20 protein-coding genes are annotated in these 23213 nt (G+C 69.2%); 7 read left to right on the forward strand and 13 right to left on the reverse strand.

Annotated elements, in window-relative coordinates; all coding sequences use genetic code 11:
- Window positions 1-22 precede the first annotated feature (22 nt).
- Window positions 23-2227, reverse strand: a complete 2205-nt coding sequence (locus tag ABZ725_RS30130) for a transglycosylase domain-containing protein (RefSeq protein WP_358805903.1) — start codon at window positions 2225-2227, stop codon at window positions 23-25.
- A 285-nt stretch (window positions 2228-2512) separates the two neighbouring features.
- On the opposite strand from ABZ725_RS30130, the gene ABZ725_RS30135 reads away from it, so the two are divergent.
- A complete protein-coding gene (locus tag ABZ725_RS30135) occupies window positions 2513-2734 on the forward strand; it encodes a zinc ribbon domain-containing protein (RefSeq protein ID WP_351911312.1) in 222 nt (73 codons plus the stop codon).
- An 11-nt stretch (window positions 2735-2745) separates the two neighbouring features.
- Here ABZ725_RS30135 and ABZ725_RS30140 read toward each other — a convergent pair whose 3' ends face one another.
- The 3 genes from ABZ725_RS30140 to ABZ725_RS30150 are packed head-to-tail and all read right to left on the reverse strand — an operon-like array spanning window position 2746 to window position 7359.
- Window positions 2746-3555 carry an HAD family hydrolase gene (locus ABZ725_RS30140; RefSeq protein ID WP_358805676.1) on the reverse strand — a complete coding sequence of 270 codons (810 nt, stop codon included), beginning with the start codon at window positions 3553-3555 and terminating at the stop codon, window positions 2746-2748.
- On the reverse strand, window positions 3555-6167 hold the full coding sequence (locus ABZ725_RS30145; RefSeq protein ID WP_358805677.1) for a phosphoribosyltransferase: 2613 nt from the start codon (window positions 6165-6167) through the stop codon (window positions 3555-3557). Before ABZ725_RS30145 ends, ABZ725_RS30140 begins: the two co-directional genes overlap by 1 nt.
- 25 nt (window positions 6168-6192) lie before the next feature.
- The gene (locus tag ABZ725_RS30150; RefSeq protein ID WP_351909141.1) at window positions 6193-7359 is read right to left on the reverse strand and encodes an HpcH/HpaI aldolase/citrate lyase family protein; all 1167 of its coding nucleotides are present in this window, start codon (window positions 7357-7359) and stop codon (window positions 6193-6195) included.
- Window positions 7360-7535: 176 nt separating this feature from the next.
- Here ABZ725_RS30150 and ABZ725_RS30155 point away from each other — a divergent pair, with 176 nt between their 5' ends.
- A complete protein-coding gene (locus ABZ725_RS30155; RefSeq protein WP_358805678.1) occupies window positions 7536-8270 on the forward strand; it encodes a TerD family protein in 735 nt (244 codons plus the stop codon).
- Between the two features lie 36 nt (window positions 8271-8306).
- Here the strand turns inward: ABZ725_RS30155 and ABZ725_RS30160 are convergent, their stop codons facing one another.
- The 6 genes from ABZ725_RS30160 to ABZ725_RS30185 form a co-directional block, all read right to left on the reverse strand.
- Window positions 8307-9044, reverse strand: coding sequence for a Tellurium resistance (locus ABZ725_RS30160; protein ID WP_351909137.1), 738 nt, complete (start codon window positions 9042-9044; stop codon window positions 8307-8309).
- Between the two features lie 118 nt (window positions 9045-9162).
- Window positions 9163-10311, reverse strand: a complete 1149-nt coding sequence (locus tag ABZ725_RS30165; RefSeq protein WP_351909135.1) for a DUF475 domain-containing protein — start codon at window positions 10309-10311, stop codon at window positions 9163-9165.
- A gap of 189 nt (window positions 10312-10500) precedes the next feature.
- Window positions 10501-11076: a TerD family protein gene (locus ABZ725_RS30170; RefSeq protein WP_358805679.1), complete on the reverse strand. Its 576-nt coding sequence runs from the start codon at window positions 11074-11076 to the stop codon at window positions 10501-10503.
- Window positions 11077-11187: 111 nt separating this feature from the next.
- Entirely contained in the window at window positions 11188-11763 is a 576-nt protein-coding gene (locus ABZ725_RS30175; protein ID WP_057583419.1) for a TerD family protein, read from the reverse strand.
- Between the two features lie 113 nt (window positions 11764-11876).
- Window positions 11877-12335 carry a peroxiredoxin gene (locus tag ABZ725_RS30180; protein ID WP_351909131.1) on the reverse strand — a complete coding sequence of 153 codons (459 nt, stop codon included), beginning with the start codon at window positions 12333-12335 and terminating at the stop codon, window positions 11877-11879.
- 136 nt (window positions 12336-12471) lie between these two features.
- On the reverse strand, window positions 12472-12909 hold the full coding sequence (locus ABZ725_RS30185; RefSeq protein ID WP_057583034.1) for a DUF3052 domain-containing protein: 438 nt from the start codon (window positions 12907-12909) through the stop codon (window positions 12472-12474).
- A gap of 394 nt (window positions 12910-13303) precedes the next feature.
- Here ABZ725_RS30185 and aceE point away from each other — a divergent pair, with 394 nt between their 5' ends.
- Together aceE and ABZ725_RS30195 are read left to right on the forward strand one after the other, a co-directional pair.
- Window positions 13304-16051 carry a pyruvate dehydrogenase (acetyl-transferring), homodimeric type gene (aceE, locus tag ABZ725_RS30190; RefSeq protein WP_358805680.1) on the forward strand — a complete coding sequence of 916 codons (2748 nt, stop codon included), beginning with the start codon at window positions 13304-13306 and terminating at the stop codon, window positions 16049-16051.
- 78 nt (window positions 16052-16129) lie between these two features.
- Window positions 16130-16960 (forward strand): potassium channel family protein, encoded by an 831-nt coding sequence (locus ABZ725_RS30195; RefSeq protein ID WP_358805681.1) that lies wholly within the window; start codon window positions 16130-16132, stop codon window positions 16958-16960.
- Between the two features lie 173 nt (window positions 16961-17133).
- On the opposite strand, the gene ABZ725_RS30200 is transcribed toward ABZ725_RS30195, so the two are convergent.
- On the reverse strand, window positions 17134-18780 hold the full coding sequence (locus tag ABZ725_RS30200) for an MFS transporter (protein WP_358805682.1): 1647 nt from the start codon (window positions 18778-18780) through the stop codon (window positions 17134-17136).
- Between the two features lie 66 nt (window positions 18781-18846).
- On the opposite strand from ABZ725_RS30200, the gene ABZ725_RS30205 reads away from it, so the two are divergent.
- The 3 genes from ABZ725_RS30205 (at window position 18847) to ABZ725_RS30215 (ending at window position 21705) form a co-directional block, all read left to right on the forward strand.
- Complete coding sequence (locus ABZ725_RS30205; protein WP_358805683.1) at window positions 18847-19473, forward strand: TetR family transcriptional regulator; 627 nt, start codon at window positions 18847-18849, stop codon at window positions 19471-19473.
- A 92-nt stretch (window positions 19474-19565) separates the two neighbouring features.
- The gene (locus tag ABZ725_RS30210; RefSeq protein ID WP_358805684.1) at window positions 19566-20783 is read left to right on the forward strand and encodes an alpha/beta hydrolase; all 1218 of its coding nucleotides are present in this window, start codon (window positions 19566-19568) and stop codon (window positions 20781-20783) included.
- A 58-nt stretch (window positions 20784-20841) separates the two neighbouring features.
- On the forward strand, window positions 20842-21705 hold the full coding sequence (locus ABZ725_RS30215; protein WP_358805685.1) for a DUF4429 domain-containing protein: 864 nt from the start codon (window positions 20842-20844) through the stop codon (window positions 21703-21705).
- Here ABZ725_RS30215 and ABZ725_RS30220 read toward each other — a convergent pair whose 3' ends face one another.
- Both ABZ725_RS30220 and ABZ725_RS30225 read right to left on the reverse strand, forming a co-directional pair.
- Window positions 21706-22722 carry an aldo/keto reductase gene (locus ABZ725_RS30220; protein ID WP_358805686.1) on the reverse strand — a complete coding sequence of 339 codons (1017 nt, stop codon included), beginning with the start codon at window positions 22720-22722 and terminating at the stop codon, window positions 21706-21708.
- Window positions 22719-23183: a MerR family transcriptional regulator gene (locus ABZ725_RS30225; protein ID WP_351909117.1), complete on the reverse strand. Its 465-nt coding sequence runs from the start codon at window positions 23181-23183 to the stop codon at window positions 22719-22721. The genes ABZ725_RS30220 and ABZ725_RS30225 overlap by 4 nt, the downstream gene beginning before the upstream one ends.
- Window positions 23184-23213 lie beyond the last annotated feature (30 nt).

A 23213-nucleotide genomic window follows, 5' to 3' on the forward strand; every position in this document is an offset into this window, starting at 1 on the left:
ACAGGGGTGCCCTGCTCGATGGTCAGCCGAGCGGGCTCATGGCACCTGACCAGATGCCGTAGGGAACGCTGTCTTCGGTCGTGCCGGCGATGCCCTTCAGTGGAAGCGGTTCGAGGCTCTTGGAGAGGTCGATGCGGTAGACGACGACCGCCGTGGACACGGCCTTGGCCGAGCCGACGTACCAGGCGGCGGTGTCGTTCTGGGTGGTGCCCTTCTTCCCGGTCACCTGGCCGAGCGAGCCGGACCGGTCGGCCTGCGACTGCGAGGCGGGCACATCGTCCGGGTGGGCGGTGCTGAAGGAGTCGGCGAGCGCGGAGTTGACCTCCTCGGCCACGTCGGCGCCGAACGCGCGGGTCGAGTCCGGGGCGTCGAGGGCGACCTTGGTGCCGTTCCTGGTGATCATGCGCACCGAGTACGGCTCGGTGTGCTTGCCGCCCGCGGCGAAGGTGGAGTAGCCGCTGGCCATGCGGATCGCACTGGGCGTGGCGCTGCCCGTGGACAGCGCGGGGACCTGCGCCCCGAAGCTGGAGGGCAGCAGCCCGGACTTCTCGGCGGTGGAGCGCACCAGGTCCAGGCCGGTGTCCATGCCGAGCTGGGTGAACGGCGCGTTCACCGACAGTTCCAGCGCCCGGTGCAGGGAGATCTGACCGTAGGACCGCTCTCCGTCGTTCTCGGTGGCGAACCTCTTGCCGTTGCGGTCCCAGTAGAAACCCTCTGGGGTGGTCAGCAGCGCGTCGTTGGCGCCGTCGTAGAGCGACTCGCCGGTGACGTCGGTGGTGTCCCCGTCGCGGCTCTTGTGGATGCCGTGTTCCAGGCCGGCCGCGTAGACGAACGGCTGGAAGGCCGAACCGGCCGAGACGGTCGTGGCGTTGGACTCGTTGTAGCCCTGCGTACGGTGGTCGGGGCCGCCGTAGACGGCGAGGATCCGCCCGTCGGCGGCCACCGAGGAGGCGCCGTAGTGCGCGGCCGCGGCGATCTTCGGGTCGTCCTTCTGGGCCTGCTTGCGGGCCTTGGCGACGGCGTCGGTGAGCTGTGTCTCGCGCTTCTTGTCGAAGGTCGTGTAGATCTGGTAGCCGCCGAGGTCGAAGTCCTTGTCGGAGATGTTCCCGGCCTTCTTGGCGTACTGGGTGGCGAGTTCCACCAGGTAGTCGCTCTGCTCACCGGTGTCGTACAGCGGGTTGGACTTGAGCGGCTCGGGGAACGTCTTGTACTTCGCGCGCTCGGCCTTGGACAGCTTGCCGATCTCGACCATCCGGTCCAGGGTCCATGTCCAGCGTTCGACGGCCCGGGCGCGGTTGGCGGAGCTCAGGGTGGGGTCGTAGAGGCCCGCGCCCTTGAGGAGGGAGGCGAGGAACGCGGCCTCGCTGGCGTTGAGCCGGCTGACGTCCTTGCCGTAGTAGGCCTGGGCGGCGCGCTGGATGCCGTAGGTGCCGCGGCCGAACCAGCTGGTGTTGAGGTAGCCCTCGAGGATGTCGTCCTTGCTCATCTGGTTGTCGAGCTTGAGGGAGATCATCGCCTCGGTGAACTTGCGGCTGACCGTCTGGTTCTGGTTCAGGTAGACGTTCTTGACGTACTGCTGCGTGATCGTGGAGCCGCCCTGGGTGTCGCCCTGGCCGATGGTGCGGAACAGGGCGCGGCTGATGCCCTTGAAGGAGATGCCGGGGTCGCTGTAGAAGCTCGCGTTCTCGGCGGCGAGCACCGCCCAGCGGACGTCCTCGGGGATGTCCTTCAGCGGCATCGCCTGCCGCTGCACCCAGCCGGTGCGGGCCATCGGCGTCCCGTCGGCCCAGAAGAACACGTTGTCCTGCTGGGTGGCGTACGAGTTGAGGTTGTCCGGGACGTCGGTGGCCGCGTAGGCGACGACCAGCATCATGCCGCTCAGGCCTACGGAGGCGAGGAAGCCGCCGAGGCACTGCCGCCAGGAGGGTATCCAGCGCCGCCAGCCGATACGGCCGGGGCGCGGGTACTGCGGGCGCAGCTTGCGGACGTAGGGCTTGACACGAGCAACGTACGGGGCGAGGACGGCCATGAGCGGCGCGAGCCGAGGACCCAGAGCCGCGGATATTCGGGCAAATAGTGAAGGAGTGGGAGCTTTGCGCGGGTTTTTCGAAGAACGCGCTTTCTTTCCGTCGTCACCCTCGGATATGTCCGACACTTTAGGAATGTCGGACATTCGCAGCTGCATGGTCTCGTCCGCCTGGAAAGAGGCAGGGACCTTCAACTGCATGGTGGCATCCGGCTCCTGGGGCTCCTCCCCCTGCCCCGCCTGGGTCACGACGCGTCTCCCTCCGCACTTCGTATTGCTCGCGGGCAGACGTACAGACTTACGAGGGCCTGACATGGTTGCCGTTGACGCGGCCGCAAAGTTTGAACCCTCCCGACCTTGGGGTTCAACGCGGCGCTCTCAAATTACCAGCGCCCTTCGCGAATTCTCCACATAAGAAAACGACAGAAGTGAACAGAGGTGAAACTGCTGACACCATGTCCGACCATAGGGGCTTACTCTGACCCCATGCCACGCTACGAGTACCGCTGCCGGACCTGCGGCGACACCTTCGAACTGAGCCGCCCGATGGCCCAGTCCGCGGACCCCGCCGACTGCCCGGCGGGCCATGCAGACACGGTCAAACTTCTGTCAACGGTCGCCGTGGGAGGAACGAAGTCCGCCCCCGCGGCCAATTCGGGCGGCGGGGGCGGCGGAGGCGGTTGCTGCGGCGGAGGCTGCTGCTCCTGAGCTCCTGAGGGTTATTGTCCGCGGGTGCCCTTCAGGAACTCCCGCAGGATGCGCTCGCCGGCCAGCACGCCCCGCTCGGGCAGGGCGGTGATCTCCGGGGCCGTCCAGGCCGTGTCGGCGAGCTCGCCGTGCCCCGGGCGCCAGCCGCGGTCCGCGGCCAGCAGCAGATCGGCGTCGAGCAGCGAGTCGCCCGCCGCCAGCGTCAGTTCGGCGCCGGTGCGGCGGGCCACCTCGCGCACGGCCGAGCTCTTGGTCAGCGGCTTCGGCACGAAGTAGATCTTGCGGCCCTGGAGGGACACCGTCCAGCCGCGGTTCTCCGCCCAGGCCGCGAGCTCCTTCACCCACTCCTCGGGCAACAGCTCACGCTCCACGACGAGATAGACGAACAGGTCCTCGGCGATCCGCTGCTTGCGCAGCCACAGCGGATCCGCCGTCTGCGTCAGGTACTCCTGCACCTCGCCGAGCGGCGCGCACTCGTCGGCCAGCCGCGCTAGGACGCTCCCGTGCCAGTCCTCGTCGGTGACCCCGTCGACCAGCAGATGGCCGCCGTTGGCGCAGATCGCGTACTTCGGCGCCGGGCCGGGGAGGTTGATGCGCTGGTACTGCTTGCGCGTCCGGGTCGTCGTCGGCACGAAGACCGCCGCGTCGCCGAGGTCGGTCAGCAGCTGCGCCGAGGTCTCCGTCATGAACGACAGGGGCTTCGCCTCGTGCACCTCCACGCACAGCAGCCGCGGCGCGCGGGCGTCGGGCATGGTCAGCGCCAGAGCGGCCGCCGAGTAGATGAGCGTACGGTCGAGATCGCTCGCCACCAGCACCGGCATCAGACCGCCACCGCCTTGCCGTCGGCGCCGGTCGCGCCCCGGGTGTACTGCGGGTGGATCAGCCCCACGCAGGTGTACGGCAGATCGTCGACCTCCTCGACGGGCACCCCTCGCTGTCCGGCGAGCAGCCGCACATGGTCCAGGTCGGCGCCCGCGCCGGCCCGCGCCAGGATCTTCCACGGCACCCGGCGCAGCAGCACCCGGGTGGTCTCGCCGACGCCCGGCTTGACCAGGTTCACATCGTGGATGCCGTACTCCTCGCTGATCCGCTCGACCGCGCGCCAGCCCTCCCAGCTCGGGGTGCGGTCACTGGCGAGCAGCTCCTTCACCGCGCCGTCGACGGCGTCCGAGACCTCCGGGAAGCGGGCGGCCACGGCGTCCAGGAAGGCCACCGAGACATCCGCGCCGGCGAGCTCGCGGTAGAACTTCGCGCCGTGGAAGTCGTTCGGCCCGACCAGGTCCGCGCGCAGCACGGTCCGCGAGATCAGCCCGGAGACGGTCGAGTTGAGGCACGCGGACGGGATGAGGAAGTCCTCCCGGGTGCCGTACGTCCGCACGCACGAGCCCGGGTCGGCCAGCACCGCGATCTCCGCGTCGAAGCCGGCCGCGCCGCCGCCCGCCTCGAACTCCTCGATCGCCGCGGCCAGCTCACGGGTGATGGCGCCCTTGCCGGTCCAGCCGTCGACGAAGACGACGTCCCGCGGGTCGTGATGGGCCGCCAGCCAGCGCAGCGCGTTGGCGTCGATGCCCCGGCCGCGCACGATCGACACGGCGTAGTGCGGCAGGTCGAGCCCGTGCCGGAACTGCGCCCAGCGCCGCATCAGCACACCGACCGGGGTGCCGGCGCGGGCCAGCGAGACGAGGACGGGGCGCGGCGACCGCTCGGCGAGCACGGCCTCCGTGACGACGCCGGTCGCCTGCGCGATGCGGGCCGCGGAGGTCTCCAGGGCCGCGTGGAACAGTTCCTGGTACTGCTCGCTGGGCTGGTACTCCACGGGCAGCGACTCGGCGTAGTGCGCGCCGCCGCTCTGGATGGCCTCCTCCCGCTCCTCGGTCGGCGCCTCCAGCGTCACGTCCGAGAGGTCCTGGAGCAGCCAGCCGACCTCTTCGGGCGGGTACGAGGAGAAGGCGGGGCCGCGAAGGGGCTCGGGCAGCATGGCGGGCCTTTCGGGTACGTACAGCGGCTCGGGGACGTACGAGGGCACGACCGCGAGGATCACGTGCGGGGTGTGCGCGGCGAGCTGGGCCAGGAGGCCGTCGGGGGCGTGCAGCGCGGCGGTGTCGGCCACCGAGTCGACCACGGCGACGACGGCGTCGAAGCCGCCGCCTGCGACGTTATAGGCATAGCGCTCGCCGGGGCCGTCGGCCGGGTCGTCATGAGCGGGGAAAACGATTCGGCTGCGTATCGCGTAGCCGGGGTCGTCGACCGCGAGGACGGGTGAGCGGGTGGTGGTCGAGTAGCGGATCTCGGCGTCCGTGACCTGTTCCAGCTCGCGGGCGAGTCTGAGGGGGGCGTACATCAGCTCCTCGAAGCCGAGGATGTGCACGCGGCGCGAGCCCTCCGGGAGGGCTTCGGCGAGGCGGGCGGCCATGGCTGGGAGGGCCGCGTCCAGTCGTATTCGATGGTGGGGTGTGAAGCCGTGCCGACCGCCGTCCGGCAGCCCGCGCGGCCAGGCCAGGTCGACGCGGGTGAGGTTGCGGTTGTCGTCCGGGTGCGGGCCGGTGGGGGCCTGTCGCGCAGTTCCCCGCGCCCCTGGGGGGTTGGGCTGGACGTCGGCTTCAACTCCCTGGCCACGCTCCAACGCCGGCCCGGCAGCGCCCTGAAGGGGCGCGGGGAACTGCGCGACCGGCCCCGACGCACCCGCAGAAGACTCGTATCGCGCAACCAGTTCCTGCCCCTTCTCCAGCACGCCCGCCGGTAGGCGCACCGTGCCGGAGGCGGTGGTGACCAGGTCCACGCGGGCAGCGATCTCGCGGGCGAACGCGTCCAGACGCCCCGCGTCCGCCGCCGACCGCATGTCGACCAACGCCACCACGACATACCGCCGGCGCGGATACCGCTCGTGCAGGGCACGGATCGTGTTCAGCACCGTGTTCCCGGTCGAGAACTCGTCGTCGACCAGGACCAGCGGGCCGTCGCCGATCAGCAGGGCCGGGTCCTCCGGGAGGAGGAGGTGGGAGGTGGCGTGGGAGTGGGACTCCTCAAAGCCGCCCGCCGGGGCGATGCCGGGGACCGGGCGGCGCGTGGAGTGCAGATAGGGCGCGGTGCCGAGGCCGTCGGCGACGCAGTGACCGAGGCCGGTCGCGGTCTCCGCATAGCCCAGGACGACCGCCCCGGCCGCCTCCTCGGCCCCGAGCAGCTCGCGCACCCGGCGGCCGAGGGCGAACCCATGGCCGTGCACCACCGACGGGGACTGCGGGACGTGCTTGCCCAGCACGTTGGAGACCAGCAGATGCGCCCGCTTGGGGTTGCGGCGCAGGGCCAGCCCCAGCAGGTCCGTCAGGGTGCCGTCGCCCAGGAGTTCGACACCGAGCCGCTCGGCGACCCAGGTCCCGGACCAGATGCCGTCGGCCCCGTCGTCCGCTGCCCCGTTGTTCACTGCGTTGTTCATGCGTCCCTAGGTAGTGAGGTGGTGATCAGCCGGGTATGGCGGCGGCGAGCAGGTCGACGAAGCTGACGTCCTCGTGCGCGACGCCGAAGACCTCCGCGCGGAGCATGGTGCGCTCGGCCCAGGCGCGGTGCGGCTTCACCTCGTTCATCTTGTTCGTGTACTGCGACCGCAGCACGCCCCCGCCGCCGCGTTCCGGCCGCAGGATGTCCGCCGCGTCGCTGTACTCCTCGTGACTGACGACGGACAGCGCGTGCACGGCCGGCACGTGCGAGGGATGGATGCAGGTCTTGCCGAGCAGGCCGTTGGCGTGATCGAGGGAGATCTCGCGCAGCAGCCCGTCCATCGCGTGCTCTATCAGTCTCTCGCGCAGCTCCACGGCCTGTCCCTCCAGGAAGGGGCTGTGCCGCAGCATCGGCTTGAACATGCGCTCGGGGACCCGGAAGTACTCCCACACCGGCCCGGTCACCGTGAACCCGGTGCCGTCGGCCCGCCCCAGCATGTTCACCACGTCGGCGATCACGGAGGCGACGATCTGGACGTCGTAAGCGGTCATGTCGGGCGCTCTGCGCAGCCCGTACGAGGAGCAGAAGTCGGTCACGCCAAGGCGCAGCGCGAGGACCCGGCTGCGGTACTTGTCGACGGCGCGGGCGATGCCCTCCAGGGCGTCCACCCGGGACTCGCGGTACATCAGCTCGGGCGTCTCCAGCACGGGCATGCCGAACAGCCGGCGTCCGCTCGCCGCCTCGGCGCCCGCCAGGGCCTCCAGGAAGGGGATGCCGCGCGCCTCGGTGAACTTCGGGAACACGAACCCGCTCAGCAGCTGTGCGGTGTCGCCGAGCCGCTGCACCAGGTCGGGGATCTGCTCGGGCGTGCGCACCCGGATGAAGAGCAGCGGCCTCTCGACGTCGGTGCGGCCCGCCAGGTCGGCGAACTGCCGGACGAGGTTCTCCTCGCCGGCCGCCACGTCCTCGTCGCCGATGGAATCCTCCAGGCACAGCACCATCGACACCACGCCGCGCCCGGTCTGCTTGACGACGTCGTCCGCCAGCCGGGGCCGGGTGGCCGGGCTGTACAGAGTGGCGCCCAGGGCCGCGGAGAGCAGCCTGGCCGGAGAGTCCGTGTCGAAGACGCACGGCTCCCGGTAGAAGAGGCGCTGGCGCACCTCAGGGGCGAGGTGCCCGAAATGACGCATAAATCTCCCCCGTGGTGCAAGGTAAGTCGGTGGATTCGGCAAGAGGTGGCCGGTAATAGTACGTAGGGATCCATGTCAGAGGTTCCCACCGGGCATGAACTTCAGGTAACTCACCCGTGAGAGTTGCCGTACACCCCGCGTTGTCGTGAGCAGGACCGAGAAGGCAGGATGACCGCATGACGCACGCGATGCTGAAGGGGTCGAACGTCCCGCTGAAAGCCACCACGGTGCGCGCCGTGCTGCGCTGGACCCCCGGGCAGGGGGTCCCGGACGTCGACGCCTCGGCGCTGCTCCTCGGCCTCGACGGTCGTGTGCGCTCCGACGAGGACTTCGTCTTCTACAACCAGCCCCGGCACCCTTCCGGGAAGGTGTGGCGGCTCGGCAAGAAGCGGGTCGCCGAGGGCCTTACCGACACCATCCAGACAGATCTCTCCGGTGTCGAGCCCGGCGTCGGACAGATTCTGCTCGTCGCTTCGGCGGACGGCGTCACGTTCGACCGCGTACGTTCCCTCACCATCCTGCTGTACGACGCGACGACCGAGGGCGAGCCGCTGGCCACCTTCGACATCCGTCCCGAGACGGGCGAGGAGACGGCCCTGATCTGTGGCGAGCTGTACCGGCGTGGCGAGGGCTGGAAGTTCCGCGCGCTGGGCGAGGGCTACTCCAACGGCCTCAAGGGCCTGGCCACCGACTTCGGCATCTCGGTGGACGAGTCGGAGGAGGCAGCCGCCCCGGAGACGCCCCAGACCCCGAGCCTCTCCCAGCCCCTGCCCCCCGAGCAGCCGACCTCGGCCGTCCCCCAGCAACAGCCGGCCTACGGCTACCCGGCCAACCTCCCCACCTACGGCTACGGCTACCCGGACGGCTCCTTCCGCCTGCCGCCGCAGGGGCCCCAGTTCATCGGCCGGTAGGCGAGGTCCCGGTGGGCGAGGTCCCGGTGGGCGAGGTCATTTCCCCGCCTTGGCCTTGTAGCCCCGCCCCCAGGTGAGCCCCCAGCCGTACAGCCGGTCCAGCTCCGCCTGGAACCCGTAGACGAACCGCACCTCGCGCCGCACCATGAGCTCGCCCTTGACGTTCTCGATCATCACCACAGCACAGGACCGGGCCTGCGGATGCCGCTCGTCGAGGCCTATCTCGATCCGCGGTCCGTTGCTCGGGTACAGCGTGACGATCGCGTGGGTCCGGTCGAACGCCGGCGTCGCGTCGTAGATGTAGACGAAGACGAGCAGCCGCTTGATCTCTTCCCGATGGTCGAGGTTGACGTACATCGTCTCGCCGGAGGCCGACCCGAACCGGTCGTCCCCGCTCAGCTTCACGTACGGCGGCCCGTTCACGTCCCCCAGGAGCCCGCCCAGCGGCTGCACGACGCCCTTGGTGCCGTCGGCCAGCTCGTACAGGCACCCGAGGTCGAGGTCGACGTTCACCATGCTCTGGCTGTGTCCGATGACCTCCGGAGGCCGCAGCGCCTTGAAGGGGTGCCGCAGCAGGCTCTCCCGCTGCGGCCCGCCGATGTCGGACGTCCGCATCCGCCAGGTCAGGTTGACCCGCAGGTTGCCGGTCGCGGCGCCCTGCTTGGTCAGGGAGACCTGATGGTGCCGTTTGGTCAACTCGATCGCGTTGGTCGCCGCGTTGCCCGAGTCGAAGTCGGCCGCCCGGCTGCCCAGGAGCCCGTCGAAGAAGCCCATTTCCCGCCCCCCACATCCACATCCACGAACGTCCGCCGAGAAGACCGGCGGGGCGGCCGTGGAGGACAGTTTCCTCACCGGCCGCCCCGCACAAGAGCGTTCCTCACTCAGAAGGTGATCACACCCCGGACGAGACCTCAGTCTTGTCGTCCGAGCCCTCGGCTTTTCCCTCTGCCGCTGCCAGCGCCTTGTTGCGGCGCACGGAGGACCAGAAGGACCAGGCGATCAGGAGGACGCCGACGAGACCGGTGATGACCTCGTGGATCTGGTACTGGATCGTGACCAGCAGCAGCACGGCCAGGGCGCCGATCGCGTAGTGGGCGCCGTGCTCGAGGTAGACGTAGTCGTCGAGGGTGCCCTGGCGGACCAGGTACACGGTCAGCGAACGCACGTACATCGCGCCGATGCCGAGGCCCAGGGCCATGAGCACGATGTCGTTGGTGATGGCGAACGCGCCGATCACGCCGTCGAAGGAGAAGGACGCGTCGAGGACCTCGAGGTAGAGGAACATGAAGAAGGCGGCCTGACCGGCCAGGACGACCGGCGAGCGCTGCTTGCCGCTGCGCACGGCCTCTTCCTCCTCCTCGTGCTCGCGTTCCTCGTCTTCCTCGAGTTTGTCCTCGAAGTAGCCGGAGAGACCGCCGACGATCATGTACGTGATCAGACCGGCGATACCGGCGATCAGCACCGTCTCCGCCTTGTCGGCGTGACCGCCGGCGTGCTGGTGGGCGTTGGCAGCGAAGGTGAAGGAGGAGATCAGCAGAACGACCAGGGCGATGCAGACCGACAGCATGTCGACCTTGCCGAGCTTGGACAGCGGCCGCTCGATCCAGCGCAGCCACTGGATGTCGCGCTCCTCGAAGATGAAGTCCAGGAAGATCATCAGCAGGAACATGCCACCGAAGGCGGCGATCGCCGGGTGGGCGTCGGTGACGAGTTCCTGGTACTGGTCCTTGTTGTTGAGCGCGAGGTCGACGGCCTCGATCGGCCCCATCTTGGCGGTGACGGCCACGATGACGACGGGGAAGACCAGCCGCATGCCGAAGACGGCGATGAGGACACCGACGGTGAGGAAGATCTTCTGCCAGAAGGCATTCATCTTCTTCAGGATTCCGGCGTTGACCACCGCGTTGTCGAACGACAGCGAGATCTCGAGGATGGAGAGGATCGCCACGATGCCGAAGCCCTCCCACCCCCCGTAGAAGACCGCTGCGACCAGGCCGAGCGCGGTGACCGCGAACGACCAGCCGAAGGTTTTCAGAAGCACTGGCTACCCAATCGTGTATGTACGGGTCTCCCCCGCGCCGTACTCGGCTTTACTCATCCTTGACCACGAAGTCTAGATGCGAACTCAACGGGCGAAACACCTGGGTTGGTTCTGGCCAAAGAGCCGCAGGTCACCGGCTTCGAGCCAGATCCGGAGGCCGCCTCCTCGAACCCCTGAACGGGCCGTCGCTCAGGACACGTTCACCCCGAAATCGAGTGCGATGCCCCGCAGTCCGGACGCGTACCCCTGTCCGACCGCCCGGAACTTCCACTCGGTCTGGTAGCGGTAGAGCTCGCCGAAGATCATCGCGGTCTCGGTGCTCGCGTCCTCGCTGAGGTCGTAGCGGGCGAGCTCCTGGCCGTCGGCCTGGTTCACGACGCGGATGAACGCGTTGGAGACCTGCCCGAAGGTCTGGCCGCGCTCGTCGGCCATGTGGATGGAGACCGGGAAGACGATCTTGTCGCACTGCGGCGGCACCTTGGAGAGGTCCACCAACAGCGACTCGTCGTCCCCGTCGCCCTCACCGGTGAGGTTGTCGCCGGTGTGCTCCACCGAGCCGTCCGGACTGTGGAGCTGGTTGTAGAAGACGAACCACTCGTCCCCCATCACGCGCCCGCTGGTGCACAGCAGTGCGCTGGCGTCCAGGTCGAAGTCGGCTCCGGTGGTGGAGCGCGCGTCCCAGCCGAGTCCGACCATCACCTGAGTGAGGTTCGGCGCGGCCTTGGACAGGGAGACATTGCCTCCCTTGGCGAGCGTGACGCCCATGATTGCTGGTCCTCCCCTAGGTACTGCTTCTTCGGTTGTCCTGCACGTCCGGCGCCGACCGTAAACGGTGCGACGCCGGACGAACTGGTGACTTCAGATTCTTCGGGCGACTCAGACGTTGACGCCGAAGTCCTGCGCGATACCGCGCAGGCCCGACGCGTAGCCCTGACCGATGGCGCGGAACTTCCACTCCGCGCCGTGCCGGTAGAGCTCGCCGAAGACCATCGCGGTCTCCGTCGACGCGTCCTCGCTGAGGTCGTAGCGCGCGATCTCGGCGCCGCCGGCCTGGTTCACGACGCGGATGAACGCGTTGCGGACCTGCCCGAAGGACTGCTGCCGGTTCTCGGCGTCGTAGATCGACACCGGGAAGACGATCTTGTCGACGTCGGCCGGGACCGTGGCGAGGTTGACCTTGATCGCCTCGTCGTCGCCCTCGCCCTCACCGGTGGTGTTGTCACCGGTGTGCTCCACCGAGCCGTCGGGGCTCTTGAGGTTGTTGAAGAAGACGAAGTTGGCGTCACTGGCGACCTTGCCGGCGTTGTTCACCAGCAGCGCGCTGGCGTCCAGGTCGAAGTCCGTGCCGGTCGTGGTGCGGACGTCCCATCCCAGACCGACGATGACCGCGGTCAGGCCCGGGGCCTCCTTCGTCAGCGATACGTTGCCGCCCTTGCTGAGGCTGACTCCCACGAGTCCTCCATTGGTGTCCTGGGGCAGGGAGCCCCGTCGTGCGTTGGATATCGGATCAACGAGTCGATCCTAGTGACGGGTTCCCGCTGTATGCAGGCCTTGGAGCCGAAGAATCACAGGGTGTCGATCGCCTTCACGTACTCGGCGAGGTCGCGCGCGTCCGGCAGCGCGTTGACGACCGTCCAGCGCACGACGCCCTCCTTGTCGATGACGAAGGTGCCGCGCACCGCGCAGCCCTTGTCCTCGGCGAAGACGCCGTAGGCGCGGCTGACCTCGCCGTGCGGCCAGAAGTCGCTGAGCAGCGGGTACTCCAGGCCCTCCTGCTCGGCGAAGACGCGCAGGGTGTGGATGGAGTCGTTGGAGACCGCGAGCACCTGGGTGTCGCGGTCGGCGAACTGCGGCAGGTTGTCGCGGACCTCGCACAGTTCGCCGGTGCACACGCCGGTGAAGGCGAACGGATAGAAGAGCAGGACGACGTTCTTGCTGCCCCGGAAGTCGGAGAGCTTCACGGCGGCGCCGTGGTTGTCCTTGAGCTCGAAGTCGGGGGCCTTGTCGCCGACCTGGATCGCCATCGCCTGATTGTCCCTTCTGGGGGCTGTCTGGGTGAGAACACCCTACGCAGCGGTCGCCGAAGGGGCGCTGAAGGGCCGGGCACAAGGACCCGGCCCTTCGGCGTCACATCACTTCTCGGACGTCACCTCTGGGACGTCACTTCTTGGACTTCGCGGCCTTGGGCGTCACCAGCCGACTGCCGCTCCAGTCCTTGCCGACGCTGACGCTCTTGCTGGCCGACAGACCCGCAGTCGTCGCGGCTTCGGAGATGTCGCTCGGCTCCACGTATCCCGTACGGCCGGTCTTCGGCGTCAGGAGGAGGATCGACCCGCCTTCTTCGATGTACGTGGTGGCGTCCACCAGCGCATCCGTCAGGTCTCCGTCATCGTCGCGGAACCAAAGGACCACGGCGTCGGCGACGTCGTCGTAGTCCTCGTCCACCAGATCGCTGCCGATGACTTCCTCAATGGACTCGCGGAGCTCCTGGTCGACGTCGTCGTCGTAGCCGATCTCCTGGACCACCTGCTCGGGCTGGAAACCCAGCCTGACGGCAGGGCTGGTCCGCTCCTCCGCGTGGTCCGCGGTCGCGCTCACGGGTTGCCTCCTGATCATGTTTTGGGGAATAGCTCAGCCACGCGCGTGCGCGAAGCATTGGCCGTAGTCCACACGGGCGGGACGGATCGCGCAAGTACCCGGCGGTTCGGACCGCCGAAACGGTGACGATCCTGGCTGTGTCGACGCAACTCCAGTCGCGCGATTCGGGCAGATCGTGACGTACACCACACCTATCTGCCCTGTTTGCGTATTTGAGAACCATCCAAGGGTACGAGATTCGAACGGGTGCCGGTTACCTAGGGGTAGAGATGACGTTTGCGGCCTCGCGGTACACGATGGGGGCGGTGCAGGTACTGAAGAAGCAACGAAATACCAGTGAGATACCCAGCGAGAAAAACAGCCCCACACAGCCCTCTGACAGGTAAGGAACAGCGTGGCTTCCGGATCCGATCGCAACCCGATCATCATTGGCGGCCTTCCGAGTCAGGTTCCTGACTTCGATCCCGAGGAAACCCAGGAGTGGCTCGACTCCCTCGACGCCGCGATCGACGAGCGCGGCCGGGAGCGGGCCCGCTATCTGATGCTGCGGCTGATCGAGCGAGCCCGCGAGAAGCGCGTGGCCGTGCCCGAGATGCGCAGCACGGACTACGTCAACACCATCCCCACCAGGGCCGAGCCGTTCTTCCCGGGCAACGAGGAGATCGAGCGCCGGATCCTCAACGCGACCCGCTGGAACGCCGCCGTGATGGTGTCCAGGGCCCAGCGCCCGGGCATCGGCGTGGGCGGGCACATCGCCACCTTCGCGTCGTCCGCGTCGCTCTACGACGTCGGCTTCAACCACTTCTTCCGCGGCAAGGACGAGGGCGACGGCGGCGACCAGGTCTTCTTCCAGGGCCACGCCTCCCCGGGCATCTACGCGCGCGCGTTCCTGCTGGACCGGCTCAGCGAGCAGAACCTGGACGCGTTCCGCCAGGAGAAGTCGAAGGCGCCCTACGGGCTGTCCTCGTACCCGCACCCGCGCCTGATGCCGGACTTCTGGGAGTTCCCGACCGTGTCGATGGGCCTCGGCCCGATCGGCGCGATCTACCAGGCGCGGATGAACCGCTACATGCACGCGCGCGAGATCGCCGACACCTCGAAGTCGCATGTGTGGGCGTTCCTCGGGGACGGCGAGATGGACGAGCCGGAGTCGCTCGGCCAGCTGACCATCGCCGCCCGTGAGGGCCTGGACAACCTGACCTTCGTCGTCAACTGCAACCTGCAGCGGCTCGACGGGCCGGTGCGCGGCAACGGCAAGGTCATCCAGGAGCTGGAGTCGGTCTTCCGGGGCGCCGGCTGGAACGTGATCAAGCTGATCTGGGACCGGTCGTGGGACCCGCTGCTCGCGCAGGACCGCGACGGCATCCTCGTCAACCGGATGAACACGACCCCTGACGGCCAGTTCCAGACCTACGCCACCGAGTCCGGCGCGTACATCCGCGATCACTTCTTCGGCGACGACCAGCGGCTGCGCGCCATGATCGAGGGCATGACCGACGACCAGATCCTGCACCTGGGCCGCGGCGGTCACGACCACAAGAAGATCTACGCGGCGTTCAAGGCGGCCGTGGAGCACACCGGCCAGCCGACGGTCATCCTCGCCAAGACGGTCAAGGGCTGGACGCTGGGCCCGAACTTCGAGGGCCGCAACGCCACGCACCAGATGAAGAAGCTGACGGTCGCCGACCTCAAGGGCTTCCGCGACCGGCTGCACCTGCCGATCTCCGACAAGGAGCTGGAGTCCGGCGCGCCGCCGTACTACCACCCCGGCCGGAACTCGGAAGAGCTCCAGTACATGCACGACCGCCGCAAGGGCCTCGGCGGTTACGTCCCGACGCGGGTCGTGCGCTCCCAGCCGCTCGCGCTGCCGGACGACAAGACGTACGCGTCCGTGAAGAAGGGCTCGGGCCAGCAGTCCATCGCGACGACCATGGCCTTTGTGCGGCTCCTGAAGGACCTCATGCGGGACAAGGAGATCGGCAGGCGGTTCGTGCTGATCGCGCCGGACGAGTACCGCACGTTCGGCATGGACTCCTTCTTCCCGAGTGCGAAGATCTACAACCCGCTCGGTCAGCAGTACGAGGCGGTCGACCGTGATCTGCTGCTGGCCTACAAGGAGTCGCCGACCGGCCAGATGCTGCACGACGGCATCTCGGAGGCGGGCTGCACGGCGTCCCTGATCGCGGCGGGCTCCGCGTACGCCACGCACGGCCAGCCGCTGATCCCGGTCTATGTCTTCTACTCGATGTTCGGTTTCCAGCGCACCGGCGACCAGTTCTGGCAGATGTCCGACCAGCTGGCGCGCGGTTTCGTGCTGGGCGCGACCGCCGGCCGTACGACGCTGACCGGTGAGGGGCTCCAGCACGCGGACGGCCACTCGCAGCTGCTCGCCTCCACGAACCCGGGCTGTGTCGCCTACGACCCGGCGTTCGGCTTCGAGATCGCGTACATCGTGCAGGACGGGCTCCGCAGGATGTACGGCAGTTCCGCCGAGCACCCGCACGGCGAGGACGTCTTCTACTACCTCACCGTCTACAACGAGCCCATCCAGCACCCGGCCGAGCCCGCGAACGTGGACGTGGAGGGCATTCTCAAGGGCGTCCACCGCTTCAGCGAGGGCGTCGCGGGGTCGATCCCGGCGCAGATCATCGCGTCCGGCGTGGCCGTCCCCTGGGCGCTGGAGGCGCAGAAGATCCTCGCCGAGGAGTGGGACGTCAAGGCCGACGTCTGGTCGGCGACCTCCTGGAACGAGCTGCGGCGCGAGGCCGTCGAGGTCGAGCGGCACAACCTGCTGCACCCGGAGGAGGAGCAGCGCGTGCCGTGGGTGACGCGCAAGCTCTCCGGGGCCGAGGGGCCGTTCGTGGCCGTCTCGGACTGGATGCGGTCGGTGCCGGACCAGATCGCGCGCTGGGTGCCGGGCACGTTCCAGTCGCTGGGCGCGGACGGTTTCGGCTTCGCGGACACCCGTGGGGCGGCGCGCCGCTTCTTCCACATCGACGCCCAGTCGGTGGTCGTGGGCGTGCTGACCGAGCTGGCGAAGGAGGGGAAGGTCGACCGTTCGCTGCTGAAGCAGGCCATCGACCGGTACCAGCTCCTCGACGCGTCGGCGGCCGACCCGGGGGCCGCCGGAGGCGATGCCTGACGCTGCGAGCGCGGCCATGAGGTGAGGGCGGTGGGGCTTCTGGCTCCGCCGCCCTTACTCGTTCTTTACGATGCGGACATGCACGAAAGAACGGCACAGGCCCGGTGGGAACGGCGGACGCAGCGGCCGCTGCTGGCGCTCGCCGTGGTGTTCGCCGTGGCATACGCCATACCGATCGTGGACACCTCGGCCGACCGCGCGCTGACCGCCGCGTGCACCAGGGTCGAGTGGCTGGTGTGGGGGGCGTTCGCCGCGGACTACCTGGTCCGGCTGGCGCTCACGGCCGACCGCCGGCAGTTCGTCCGTACGCACTGGCTGGATCTGTGCGCGGTGGTCCTGCCGATGGTGCAGCCGCTCAAGCTGCTGCGGCTGGTCTCGACGCTGCTGCTGGTCGGGCGGCGGGCGCGGATGGCCTCGCAGATCCGGATGACGACGTATGTCGTGGGCGCGGTGATCGGCCTGCTGATGTTCGGCTCGCTCGCCGTGCTGTCGGTGGAGCGGGAGTCGCCGGACGGGAACATCCGCACGCTGGGTGACGCCCTGTGGTGGTCGTTCACGACGATGACGACGGTGGGGTACGGGGACCACTCGCCGACCACCGGCCTCGGGCGCATCATCGCCGTCGGACTGATGCTCTCCGGGATCGCGCTGCTGGGTGTCGTGACCGCGAACATCGCGGCGTGGTTCATCGAGCGGTTCGAGAAGGACGACGTCGAGGAGCGCGCCCAGACGGCGGCGATCCTGGCGCTGACGGAGGAGGTGCGGGCCCTGCGGACGGAGGTGACGGCGCTCCAGGAGCGGTCCGTGCCCCACGATTGCCGGGCGGTCGGCGCGCTGTCCCCCTCCGGCAGCGCGCCGCAGCCCTGGCCGCCCTCCGCGACGGAGATGCCGTACGGAGGGCCTGACTAACTGTGACCTGTGGCGCGTGCCGGAAGCGAGGAACCTTTAGCGTTGTCACCCTGATAGGGGAAATTCATTGAAATCCCGTCAGGTTCCCCCGGTGTCTCTCTCTCCCCCCGGTGTCCCCGCTCCCGTGTCCTCTTCTTTCGGCGGGTTCTTTCGGCGGGTTCTTTCGGCGGGCCTCAGACGTGGCCGAGGCCCGCGCCCGCCTCGGCGTTCTCCCCGCGCTTGGTGAGCAGCGCGATGAAGACGGCCACCACCGCCACCACGGCCGCGACCAGGGACGCGGCGCTCATACCGGAGATGAACGTGTCGTGGGCGACGTCCGTGATCTTCGCGGCCGTCTCCGCGGGAGTGCCCGGCGCGACCGGCGCCGCGCCGACCTGGACCGCCTCGGAGGCCTGCTCCAGTTGGGCGGGGGTGAGCTCGGGCAGGCCGGCGCCCTTCCAGTTGGCGGCCAGGTCGCTGTCGACCTTGGCTGCCATCACACCGCCCAGCACGGCCGTGCCGAGGCTGCCGCCGATCTGCATGGCCGCCTGCTGAAGACCGCCCGCCACGCCCGACAGCTCCATGGGGGCGTTGCCGACGATAACCTCCGTGGCGCCGACCATGACCGGTGCGAGGCCCAGGCCCAGCAGGGCGAACCAGATGGACATGACAGCGCTGCCGGTGTCCGTCTCCAGCGTGGACATGCCGTACATGGCGACGGCGGTGGCGGCCATGCCGCCGGCCAGCGGGATGCGCGGGCCCAGCTTGGTGATCAGCGCGCCCGCGAGCGGGGAGCCGACGATCATCATGCCGGTCAGCGGAAGCAGGTGCAGGCCCGCGTCGATCGGGCTCATCCCGTGCACGTTCTGGAGGTAGAACGTCACGAAGAACAGGCCGCCCAGGAAGGCGATCGCCATCAGGACCATGAGGACCACGCCCGCCGACAGCGGGATCGAGCGGAACAGCGCCAGCGGGATCAGCGGCTCCTTGACCTTCGTCTCCCAGAAGCCGAAGGCCGCGAAGAGCACGGCGCAGCCGAGCATGAAGGCCCAGGTCCGCCCGTCGCCCCAGCCCCAGGTCGGGGCCTTGATCAGGGCCCAGACCAGGCAGAACATCGCGCCCGAGAGAAGGGCGATGCCGAGGACGTCGAAGGAGCGCGGGGCGCTGTATCCATTTTCCGGGCTCCGCCCGAGGGCGGCCCGGTGGTCGAGCAGGATGAGCAGGCCCAGGACCAGGGCGATCGCGCCGACCGGCACGTTGATGAAGAACACCGACTGCCAGTTGACGTGCTCGACGAGGACACCGCCGAGGATCGGGCCGGCGGCGGTCGAGGCGCCGATGACCATGCCCCACAGGCCGATGGCCATGTTGAGCTTCTCGGCCGGGAAGGTCGCGCGCAGCAGACCGAGCGCGGCGGGCATCAGCAGGGCGCCGAAGAGGCCCTGCAGGACGCGGAAGACGACGACCAGCGCGATGCTGTCGGAGAGCCCGATCGCGCCGGAGGCGGCGGCGAAGCCGACGACGCCTATCAGGAACGTCTGGCGGTGGCCGAAGCGGTCACCGAGCTTGCCCGCGGTGATCAGGGAGACCGCGAGGGCGAGGAAGTAACCGTTGGTGATCCACTGGACCTCGGCGAAGGTGGCGCCCAGGTCCTGCTGGATGGCCGGGTTGGCGATGGCCACGATGGTGCCGTCCAGGGCCACCATCATGACGCCGACGGCGACGGTGATGAGGGTGAACCACGGGTGGCCGCGCAGCCCCTTGGCGGGCGGCCCGTCCGACGGGTCCGGCGGTGCCTTGTCCCCCGGGCCGGTCGTGTCGATGGTGGTCTGACTAGTCATGCGTTCGAGGCTAGTGACAGCCGCTGACATTTGACAAACAAGTTCACAAGTCAGTAACTGACACCCATGGAAACACTGCGCGAACGGAAGAAGCAGCGCACCCGGGACGCGCTGCTGCGGGCCGCCTTGGAGCTCTTCACGTCACAGGGGTACGAGCGGACGACCGTCGACGAGATCGCCGAGGCCGTCGACGTCTCGCAGCGCACCTTCTTCCGCTACTTCGCGGGCAAGGACGAGGCCGCGCTCGCGCTGGTGGAGATGTCGGTGGCGCGGTTCGTCGAGGCGGTGCGCGCCCGCCCGCCGCACGAGGCGCCGCTGGAGGCGCTGCGCCAGGCCGTCCTGGACAGCTGGGACTCGATCAACGAGATCGTCGAGTCGATCGTGCCCGTGGAGCTGCATCTGCGCATGTACCGGGTGATCGAGTCGACGCCGGTGCTGCTCGCCGCGCATCTGCGGCGCTCGGCGGAGATCGAGGAGGGGCTCGCCCGGGTGATCGCCGACCGCGAGGGGCTCGACGTGGACGCCGATCCGCGGCCGCAGCTGGTGGTGGCCGTGTTCAGCGGCGTGATGCGGGTGGTGGAGCGCCGGTGGTCCACGGGCGAGAGCTTCGGCGTGGCGGAGATGCGCACGCTGACGGCCCGGTATCTCGACGGGATCGGGCCCGCTCTGCTGGGAAACTGGCGCGAGGCCTAAAGGGCGTTATGACCAATCCCACGCCTCACGAAACGTGATACCCGTCACTTGGCTCACCCGAGACCCTCTCGTTCTCCTAGTGTGTCCTTTCAGTGACTTCCTTCGACACGACCCCCCAACTCAGCGTCTGGCGCGCACTGGCCGCCCTGGCGGTGGTGTTCGTGATGCTGGCGACCACGGGCTGGACCGCCATGCACCACGAGCGGGGAACCAGCGCCCTGCAGACCTCGCGCACGGCGTGGGAGCACGCTCGGATCGGCGGCCGACCGCTGCCGGACACCGACTCCGCCCCCTCCCGGCTCACCCGCTTCTTCGCCTCGCTGACCGCCCCGCAGCGCACCGCGCTCGCACACGACTACGCGCTCGCGGTGGGCAACATGAACGGCGCCCCCGCCGAACTGCGCTACCGCGCCAACCGCGTGGCGCTGCTCCAGCAGGTGGGGATCGAGCGCAAACGTATGCACGACAGCCGACTCACGCCCTCCGGGCAGCAGTTGGCCGGCCGCCGCATGCACCGCTACGAGGATCTGAGCACCGCCGACCGGCAGATCCTCGCCTTCGACCCGGGGGGCTCCGGCCGGGTCGCCGAGGTGTTCGGCAACCTCGACGAGGCCGAGCGGATCTCCGTCGTCGTCCCCGGCGTCGACACCGATCTGCTCACCTTCCAGCGCACCAACCGGAAGTACTCGGCGCCCGTCGGCATGGCCCAGGCCCTCTACTCGGCCGAGCGCGAGGCGAGCCCGTCGACGCGCACGGCCGTGATCGCCTGGGCCGACTACACCTCCCCCGACGGCCTGGGCATCGACTCGGCCACCGCGATGCGCGCCGAGAGCGGCGCCGTCCGGCTGAACGCCCTGCTGAGCGCGCTGCCCGGCCGGACGCCCGTGTCGATGTTCTGCCACAGCTACGGCTCGGTGGTCTGCGGAGTCGCCGCGGACGACATGCCGGACCGGGTGACCGACATAGCGGTGGCGGGCAGCCCCGGGATGCGGGTGGAGAACGCGGAGCAGCTGGGCACCGAGGCCCGGGTGTGGGCGATGCGCGACGCCGACGACTGGATCCAGGACGTGCCGCACCTGGAGGTCGGCGGCCTCGGGCACGGCCAGGACCCGATGGCCGACGCGTTCGGGGCGCGCGTGCTGTCCGCACGGGAGGCGAAGGGCCACGGCGGCTACTTCGAACCGGGTACGGACAGCCTGCGCAACCTCGCCGACATCGGCACTGGCTCGTACCGCTCGGTGGAGTGCGCCCACGACGATGACGCGTGCACGGTGGGTTTGTCCGACACGACAGAGGCCGGACGCGCGTAGAGACGCATGAATTGCGGCACGCGCGGGGAGGGGACGAAGAATGGGTGTCCCGCATACGATGAGCCGCATGGGTGACGTACTGGCCGGATTTCATGCCGCCTGGGAGTTCGAGTCCGACTCCGTCCTCATCCGATACGAACGGGGGCTGCGCACGCCCAAGCTGCTGTCGGCGCTGGGCGAGCGCCGGATCCCGCTGTCGGCGATCGCCCGGGTGACGCTGGCCCCCGGCCGGCGCGGGACGGTCGTGCTGCACGCGGAGCCACGACCGGGAGCCGATCCGCTGATGGAGGCGGCCGCGGGACAGCTCAAGGAGGCGTGCGACCCGTACCGGCTGGTGCTGCCCGCCGAGCAGGAGACACTCGCCGAGTACTACGCCGACGAGCTGCGGGAGAAGCTGACCGAGTCCGAGCCCGGCCCGGCGGAGCGGTTCCTGGTGGACGCGCCCGAGGTGCCGCTGTCGTTCAAGGCGTACGACGGCAAGGCGTCCTTCGACGGGCGGACGGTGCGCTTCCGGTGGTTCTGGACGGGCGCGTCGTCGGCGAAGTGGAAAGCCGGCGACCAGAGCTTCGCCGTGTCCGAGCTGAGCGGGATCGAGTGGCGGTCGCCCGAGGTCTTCGAGGGACACCTGCGGCTGTTGCCCAGGGACGGCGACGGCCGGCCCGCGCAGGCCGATCAGGACCCCGCGACGGTGGTGTTCGGGCTGGGGTACGGCCCCGTGCACGAGTCCCTGCCGTTCGCCGCGGCGGTGCTGGCGCGGGTGCGGGCACAACGGCCGGTGGCCGCCGTGCCCGCCGCCCCGCCGCGCCGGGATCCCGCCGACATCGCCGAACGCATCCGCCACCTCGGGGAACTGCACCGGGCCGGGCTGGTCACCGACGAGGAGTTCTCCGTGAAGAAGGCGGAACTGCTGTCACAGCTGTGATCACTCGCGTCCGGCGGAGGTGAACCTCATGTCCGCGTACCTGTCGCCGGACACCTTCGCCGCGATCGGCTCCAGCAGCCCCAGCTCCTCTTCGCTCAGGACGATCGAGACGGCCGCGGTGTTCTCGGCCACCCGCCCGGGCTTGCGCGTCCCCGGTATCGGGATCACCGGCAGGCCGTGCACCTGGGACTGCTGCTGGACCCAGGCCAGGGCGATCTGCGCCGGCGTCACGGCGTGCGCCTCGGCCAGCGCCCGGATCGGCTCCAGGAGCGCCGCGTTGGCGGCCGCGTTCTCCCCGGTGAAGCGGGGCTGGTGACGGCGGAAGTCGTCGGCGGTGAGGTCCGTGTCGGCGTTCGCGAAGGAGCCGGTGAGGAAGCCCCGGCCGAGCGGGGAGTACGGGACCAGCGTCACGCCCAGCTCACGGGCCGCCGGCACCACCTGCGCCTCGATGTCCCGGCTGAACAGCGACCACTCCGACTGCACGGCGGCGATGGGGTGGACGCCCTGCGCCGCGTGCAGCTCGGCGGCCGTCACCTCGCTCAGCCCCAGCTGCTTGACCTTGCCCTCGCGCACCAGCTCGGCCATCACGCCGACGGTGTCCTCGATCGGCACGTTCACATCGCGCCGGTGCATGTAGTAGAGGTCGATGACGTCGACGTCCAGACGCTTGAGGCTCGCCTCGACGGCCTGGCGGATGTAGGGCGCGTCGTTGCGGATGACCCGGCGGGTCGGCTCGCCCGGCGGGATCGCCAGGGCGAACTTGGTCGCGATCACGACCTCGTCGCGGTGCGCCTTGAAGAACGGGGCGAGGAACCTCTCGTTCTCCCCCTCGCCGTAGGCGTCCGCCGTGTCGTAGAACGTGACGCCGAGTTCCAGGGCGCGCTCCAGGGTGGCCCGGGACTCGTCGGCGTCCGCGGGGCCGTAGGCGAAGCTCATCCCCATGCAGCCGAGGCCCTGGACGCCGACCTCCGGGCCGTCCTCGCCGAGTCGGGCCTTCGGGATCCTGCTGTCGGTCATCCGACCTTCTCCTTGTCATAGAGGTGCGCGGCGTCCGCGTAGAAACTGATCTTCCGGTCGAGCACGGCGAGCGTGTCCTGCAGTTCGGCGACCCGGGCCAGGACGTCCCGGCGGGTCGACTCGAGGAGTTCGAAGCGCTCGGGGAACGTGTGGTCGCCCTCGCGCACCAGTTCCGCGTACCGCACCATGTCGGCGACCGGCATGCCGGTGAGCCGGAGTTTGCCGACGAGGTCCAGCCAGTCCAGGTCGCGGTTGCTGTACCGGCGCTGACCGGTGTGCGAGCGGTCGACGTGCGGCATCAGGCCGATCCGCTCGTACCAGCGCAGGGTGTGGGCCGTCAGGCCCGTGAAAGCGACGACCTCGCTGATCGTGTAGCTGTCCTGGCCTTCCGGCCGCCGATGCGGGTGCGGCGGGGCGGCGCAGCTGTCGGTCCTGGTACCCGTGGTCTCCATCACCGTCATGGCACCAACGCTATGGCCTTGGAGTGCGCT

It is taken from the genome of Streptomyces sp. NPDC006872 (assembly GCF_040635845.1).
Classification (GTDB): domain Bacteria; phylum Actinomycetota; class Actinomycetes; order Streptomycetales; family Streptomycetaceae; genus Streptomyces.